Annotated in this window: 6 protein-coding genes; 3 read left to right on the plus strand and 3 right to left on the minus strand. The window is 54.2% G+C overall.

Annotated features, from left to right (window positions below):
• Position 1 precedes the first annotated feature (1 nt).
• On the plus strand, positions 2-1,798 hold the full coding sequence (locus MOV63_RS25430; protein ID WP_247038069.1) for an ATP-binding protein: 1,797 nt from the start codon (positions 2-4) through the stop codon (positions 1,796-1,798).
• Positions 1,799-1,827: 29 nt separating this feature from the next.
• Positions 1,828-2,760, plus strand: a complete 933-nt coding sequence (locus MOV63_RS25435) for a response regulator (protein WP_247038071.1) — start codon at positions 1,828-1,830, stop codon at positions 2,758-2,760.
• An 18-nt stretch (positions 2,761-2,778) separates the two neighbouring features.
• Here the strand turns inward: MOV63_RS25435 and MOV63_RS25440 are convergent, their stop codons facing one another.
• The gene (locus MOV63_RS25440; protein WP_247038073.1) at positions 2,779-2,958 is read right to left on the minus strand and encodes a hypothetical protein; all 180 of its coding nucleotides are present in this window, start codon (positions 2,956-2,958) and stop codon (positions 2,779-2,781) included.
• A 389-nt stretch (positions 2,959-3,347) separates the two neighbouring features.
• On the opposite strand from MOV63_RS25440, the gene MOV63_RS25445 reads away from it, so the two are divergent.
• Positions 3,348-3,644 (plus strand): hypothetical protein, encoded by a 297-nt coding sequence (locus tag MOV63_RS25445; protein ID WP_405029382.1) that lies wholly within the window; start codon positions 3,348-3,350, stop codon positions 3,642-3,644.
• Between the two features lie 47 nt (positions 3,645-3,691).
• Here MOV63_RS25445 and MOV63_RS25450 read toward each other — a convergent pair whose 3' ends face one another.
• Both MOV63_RS25450 and MOV63_RS25455 read right to left on the minus strand, forming a co-directional pair.
• Positions 3,692-4,780, minus strand: a complete 1,089-nt coding sequence (locus tag MOV63_RS25450) for a Fic family protein (protein ID WP_247038075.1) — start codon at positions 4,778-4,780, stop codon at positions 3,692-3,694.
• Positions 4,781-5,118: 338 nt separating this feature from the next.
• Positions 5,119-6,006, minus strand: coding sequence for a hypothetical protein (locus tag MOV63_RS25455; protein ID WP_247038077.1), 888 nt, complete (start codon positions 6,004-6,006; stop codon positions 5,119-5,121).
• Positions 6,007-6,241: the final 235 nt, after the last annotated feature.

Raw genomic sequence — 6,241 nt, forward strand, 5'->3', positions numbered from 1 at the left:
CATGCTTCGCAAATTCCGCTCAGGCTCTTATGAAAAGAGAACGATCTTGGACAAAGACTCGATCAAGGACTTTGCCTCTACCGCATCGAAGCGTTTGACAATCGCCTTCGTGAGCTTGTTTGTGCTCTTGGCCGCCGGTCTGGGAGGGGTAATATGGGCAATGCGAACGCCCGATGATTCCTTGCCTTCCCTGCAAAGACAATTCGACGTTCTACGAAGCCTGGAGGCGCAATGGGACACCGAAGTTCTGTCGCTACAGCTCGGTATCGTGGCCAATTACGATGCCGTCACTGGTGGAACACGCGACCTCCAGATCGGCATCTCAAAGCTGCGAACGGCTATGGCGGCCGATCCAGCTTTCGCGCCCCTGCAGCCAGATTTTCAGGCCTATTTTGATGCGGTAAACCGTAAAGGTTGGCTCACCGAGCAAATAAAGGCGAGCTATGCGATGTTGCGGAACGCGGTGAGTGTGCTGCCCGATGCCATCGCAGAAATCTTCGAGCAGCCAGCCGCCACGCAACCGACAGCGGCGACCAACAAGCGTATGTCTGATCTGATCACCGAAGTGGTTACTGGGATGATGAGCTTTATGCCGTCCCCGACGCCGTTATTGCGGGACGCCGTCCGGAACCGAGTCGCTACCGTCAGGGACCAGGCCCAATCTCTGACGCCGGAACTGGTGGAACCCATTGATCGATTTCTTGCTCAGATCGATGTCACGATCAGGGAACGACAAAAAGGGAACGAACTCATGCTGGCATTGACGTCGGTCCCGACCGACGCAGCGGCAGCACGGATCGAGAATTCCCTTCGTTCCATCGCGGGTGCGAATGCCGAGCAATACACTCGACTGTGGTATTTGGCTGCAGGAATCAGCGGAATTCTAGCGCTCTCTTTCGTGACCCTCATATTGGTACTGAGGTTAAGGTTTGCAAAACTTGATGAGGACAATCGCATGTTACAGCAAGCGAATGATGATGTTGAAGAGAAGCTCATGCAGTCTGCAAAGCTTTCGAGTCTTGGCCAAATGGTCGCCGGGATCACACATGAAATCAACACGCCACTTGCCTATGTCAAAGCAGTGTTCGAGCTGGTCAAGGAACGTTTGCTGGAGGAGGATCAAATTCGCTCCAGACGCGCCGAGAGCGACGAAGATCAAGGCTTACCGAATCGCGAGGAGCTGGAGATGCTTCTGGAAGACGGTCTGCACGGCCTGAATGAAATCTCGACTCTTGTCAGAACGATGAAGAACTTCAGCCGAATGGACAAAGGATTGATAGAAAGTTTTTCGGTGGAGGAAGGGATCGAAAGTGCACTTCTCATCGCCCGACCGCAGTTGAAATATGTTGCAGATATAACCCGCGAGTTCGACGCCGTACCAGAAATTATGGGGTCCGCGTCGCAGCTTCGGCAAGTCTTTCTCAATCTCATCGTCAACGCCGCCGATGCGATGGCTGAAATGGGGAAGCGTGGAGTGCTGACGTTACGCACGCGCATAACTTCATCCGATACGGTTGAGATCGATGTCGCCGACAATGGCCCAGGAATACCCGAGGATAGGGTCAACAAGATTTTCGATCCGTTCTACACGACCAAGCCAGTGGGCAAGGGAACGGGCATGGGGCTATCCATCTGTTACCGGATTGTAGAGAACCATGGTGGGACAATCACCGTCAATTCAAAGCCCGGCAAGGGAGCCGTATTTACTATCACTCTACCGCGACAGGACGAAAAACATAGGGTGCCTAATTCCTGGGCGGACGCCGAGGACAGCCTGCAATCAACCCCGGCCCTTTAATCCTTTGGTCGACACAAGGAATTCCTAGGATGAACGAGAAACCTGTCCTTCTTTTTGTAGATGACGAAGAGCGAATCGTACGTTTGCTCAAAATGGTGTTCCGTAGCGAGTATGAGGTCTATACGGCGCTCAACGCCCGTGAAGCTCTTGCAATTCTTGAAACGGTCGAAGTCGATGTGATCGCTAGCGACCAACGCATGCCGGAAAGCACCGGTATACAGCTTCTGGCTCAGGTCCGTGCCCGCTGGCCGGATACCGTTCGTATCCTCCTTACGGGCTACAGCGACTTGGTGGCTATCATCGGCGCCGTCAACGAAGGTGAAGTCTATCGCTTTCTCAATAAGCCATGGACGCAGTCGGAACTACGCTCCGTTATTGCCGACGCAGTCGAAGTCGCGCGCAGTGGGCGAACAAGTCGGCAACATGTCCTCCCCGTGTGGGAAGACAATAAAACAGGCCCGCAATTCAGCATTGCATCTCAGCTGCTGACGATCGAGGGCTGCGACAGCGACCGACAGGAGGTCGTGGAGATGTTCACCTATGATTACCGGGTGCACGCAGCTTCCACTCTCAAGGAAGCGATTAAGATAATCGTCCAGGAAGAGATTGGCGTTATCGTCACCAATGCTGAAGTGGATGGTGTCGATATGACAGAAATGCTGGCCGAAGTCGCACGCATTGATCCGGCAATCACCGTCGTCGTAATGACAAAAACGCCACAAAGCGAGACCATTATAAAGCTCATCAACAGCGGCAAGATCTATCGGTTTGCAATCCAACCGCTTAGCCCGAATCTGTTTCGGCTCGCGGTGAACGCCGCGATGAGGGAGCATCATCGTAGGCTTGCCGACCCGCGTGTCGTAAAAGTTCGCATGCAGCGAGAAGCAGGTCGCGAGACCGGAAACGACGCTATTTATGACAGTTTCGTAAAGAGCTTAAGCCGTTTCACCGAAGTGAGCTGAGCCTAGGGCATGTCGCATCTACTCGGCTTGATATCCTGCTGCTTTGAAGAAGTTTAGGCACGCTGCGACAGAGAAGAGGCTGATGATATCGCCGATGGCGTGAGTGATCATATCGAAGCTGCGTGCTGCTCGCTTTCGCAAAAGCGCCATGAGCGTTGAGAGGGCCATTTCAACTGCTTTGCCATGATGACTCTCCATGTGAGGTTCCTGTTGAGGCCTGAGACAGGCTGACAAGCCAGATCTGTTGTATTCCGACTTCGTGAGACGCCCTTTTAATTTTCCGCGTCTAAGCCAGCCGTAAGCGGTCTGCCTATGGACGCGAAGCTTTTCCGAGAGTTCCTGCAATGTCACTTCGTCGTCATTGCGCCGGGGCACGTGGTAATCCTCCCCGTTTTAACGGGGTTCAGCGGTAGAATTCACGCGGCCATTTTTGGTTTCTGAGCGGGTGTGATGCCGCCAATGCCCATGTTGGACCTATATGATAAGTCCGTATGTCCTTCTTCGTGGTTGAGGTGGCTCGCCCTACACTGGTCTTCCGAGGGTTGCTCGCATAGGCCGAGCCGATCCTCACCACAGGAGGACGAGCCGTGGCAGATCTTAGAGAAGCTTTTGTCGGAATCGATGTTGCCAAACTGAGGAATGCAATTGCGATTGCTGAATCTGACCGGAACGGAGAGATCCGTTATGTCGGCGAGGTTGGGGCATCGGATGCCAGCATGCGCCGCATTATCCAGCGTATAGCCGCAAAGTTTGATCACGTGCATTTCTGCTACGAGGCCGGCCCCGCGGGTTACGGTCTCCATCGGCTCATCAAGTCACTTCCGCTTCCTCGGTCAGGGGAACGCGATAACGCGTCACACGCCCTCTTCCTGATCGATGGTTAGCATAGGATAGAATCCTACTCGTTCCTGACAGCTGCCGTGCCGGCTGATTACGCCAGTTGCATGTGATACCGCGTGTAGCGCCGTTCGCCGGTGCGTGTGAGCGCGCCCATTTCGACCAGGTCCTGCAGGTCACGTGTCGCGGTGGCACGCGACGCTTTGGTGATGCTGATGTAGTTCTCCGCGCTCAGGCCGCCTTGGAAGCCGTCGATGCCTTCGCGGAACATACGGGCCATGGCTTTCTGCTGACGCTCGTTCAGACGGGTGCCAAAATGGTCGAAGAAATGCGCCTTGGCGATGTGGAAGGCCACGCGCTGCATCGTGTTCTGCTGCGCGGTAAGCACGGTTTCACCGAAATATACCAGCCAATCGGTAACAGCGAGATCCATGTTGCTCGCTTCCAGCATGTCATAATACCGCTTCCGGCTCCGGGCGATCGTGAAAGATAGCGCGATCAGGCTGGGCTGGCCCAGGCTTTGGGCGAGCGCCTTTTCGGCAATAGCCCGGCCGATGCGCCCGTTCCCGTCTTCGAAGGGATGGATGCTCTCGAAGTAAAGGTGCGCAAGACCGGCCCTTGTTAGCGCGGGAAGGGCGGCGGAGCTGTTGAACCAAGCTAGGAACTGGTCCATCTGGCCCGGCACCTCAGCCGAAGGCGGCGCCTCGAAGTGGACCTTTGGTCTTCCGGCATATCCCGATACAATTTGCATGGCATCCGCATGGGTCCGGTATCCGCCGATGACATCGATCCGCCGCGCGTCAGCCATGATCATTCGGTGCCAGGCATGCAACTGATCGTGGGTAAGGGGGCTGGCGAACGTGTTATAGAGGTCCACCATCATCTCGGCGATACCCCGTTCGGAAGCCCGAACGCCACGATCGTCACCGCCCAATCCAAATTGCCGGCGGAGTGAGGACTGCAGGCTGTCCCGGTTGAGGACCTCCCCTTCGATTTCCGAAGTAGTCAGCGCTTCGTCGCTGATTAGTTCGATGCGGAGCAGATCACGCTCGTCGGCGTTAATATGCCGGAATGCACCGATAAACTCGCCAGAGTTGATGAGGAATTGCCGCTCATCCGCCTCCAGCGGGGATGCCTCGTATGTGAAGTTCGGCCAGTCCGCTTGCTGCCAGTTCCAGATCATGAGTTATAGACTTTCTTTCTATAACTCATTATGTGGCCGTTTCTGAGCTTTAGCAAGTCACTCAATAACTCGAAGCTTTGCCGGAGAGGCCAAAAACGGCTATTCACAAGTATGGTATGAAAGCCTAGCCGAAGTCAGGTAGCGGTTTGCTCAAGATCTGGATCGCGCGCAAAAATCTCATCGGCCTCGGCATTTAGTCGATCCAATAGCTCGATGTGCTTCCTGGTCGCGAACCGGTTGACGATGAACTGACCGGACATAATGCATAGCCGGCCATGCTCGGAAAGGAAGTTCGTATCGATTACCGCCCGGCAGGGAAACTCGATGGTCTAATCAATCTAACGGGATTGAGAACGAGAGCGAGACCGATGCATAGGTTGCGCGCCCACGCTCCGACGATGTTCGTCATTGGTCATTTTATTACGATCCGCAGCATCGTCCGGTGATATGCCTGCTGAAATATCTCGAAGGGCGCCATCACGGCGAAGCCGATCTTGACTGAATTTAGTCAGTTCATAAGAACCGCTCTCTTGGTTTCTCGCGATCGCTTCGGGAGCGGATAGACCGCTGGCAAAGTCCCGGCGAGCGCCCTGAAGAAGAATTTGATCGACCTTTCCGAACACCGCTCCAGCATTAGTTACGTTACTCTTCAGTTCGGTGTCCTTAATCGAATCGAGAGCCGATTTAGCATTTTCAAAGTCACGGTTCGCTTCCCTCGAGCGTAGAGCTTCCACATCCTTCGGGTTATCCACCTCGAAGCGGGCGATAATGGCTTTGGCGGTCGCATTTGGGTCAGAACCGAATGCAGTTTCTGCTTGCCAGACGATTAGGTTGTCGGCCTCTTCTTTGTCGGTTACGTCATTCACCCGGCACGCTTCGCGCGGGAGTCTTCCTCTCATGGCGTCTGCGTAAGCCGCGTCGTAGCGATCGAGTACTCCGGGAGATCTATGAAGGGCCTCTATTTTATCAGCGGTTAGCCGAGGCGCATTGTCTATTAAATCTTTTGTAGTCTTGTTGCTGGCTCGAAATGACCGGATGGTTTCGTGGGCTTCTCTGCGATCTCGGAACGATGCAACTTTGTCAACGATCATCGTTCGAAGTTCAGGAGGAAGCTCGGTCCAGCGGTTGAATGTGCGCGGGCTTGGAACATTGGCATGTTCTTCTACCGGTGAGGCTGCAGACCGCTGCACAGGATGACCCGCCTGAGACTGATTCTCCATCTTCATGCCTTCCACCTAAATGTTATCTTCATTGCCTTCAACATGGGCATCGTACTAATGCAGGTACAGACAGATCGAACAGGCGGATTAAAAATTGTGCTTACAGATGAAATAATAGACCTTTTCCTACTAGGTCATGTTGACAAAGTGAGGCAGCCAAATCCTCACTGCGGCGATCGCCAGGAATGCAGCGAATGATGTTTTAGTCTTGTCGTAGCGGGTAGCGATGCGGCGGAACTGT

The sequence above is a fragment of the Neorhizobium sp. SHOUNA12A genome, assembly GCF_023006505.1.
In the GTDB taxonomy this organism is placed as follows: Bacteria; Pseudomonadota; Alphaproteobacteria; order Rhizobiales; family Rhizobiaceae; genus Neorhizobium.

Bases quoted from the DNA above. Each gene is read 5' to 3' on its own strand.
- MOV63_RS25430 (WP_247038069.1), top strand. From the start codon at position 2: ATGCTTCGCAAATTCCGCTCAGGCTCTTATGAAAAGAGAACGATCTTG.
- MOV63_RS25435 (WP_247038071.1), top strand. From the start codon at position 1,828: ATGAACGAGAAACCTGTCCTTCTTTTTGTAGATGACGAAGAGCGAATC.
- MOV63_RS25440 (WP_247038073.1), bottom strand. From the start codon at position 2,958: ATGGAGAGTCATCATGGCAAAGCAGTTGAAATGGCCCTCTCAACGCTC.
- MOV63_RS25450 (WP_247038075.1), bottom strand. From the start codon at position 4,780: ATGATCTGGAACTGGCAGCAAGCGGACTGGCCGAACTTCACATACGAG.
- MOV63_RS25455 (WP_247038077.1), bottom strand. From the start codon at position 6,006: ATGAAGATGGAGAATCAGTCTCAGGCGGGTCATCCTGTGCAGCGGTCT.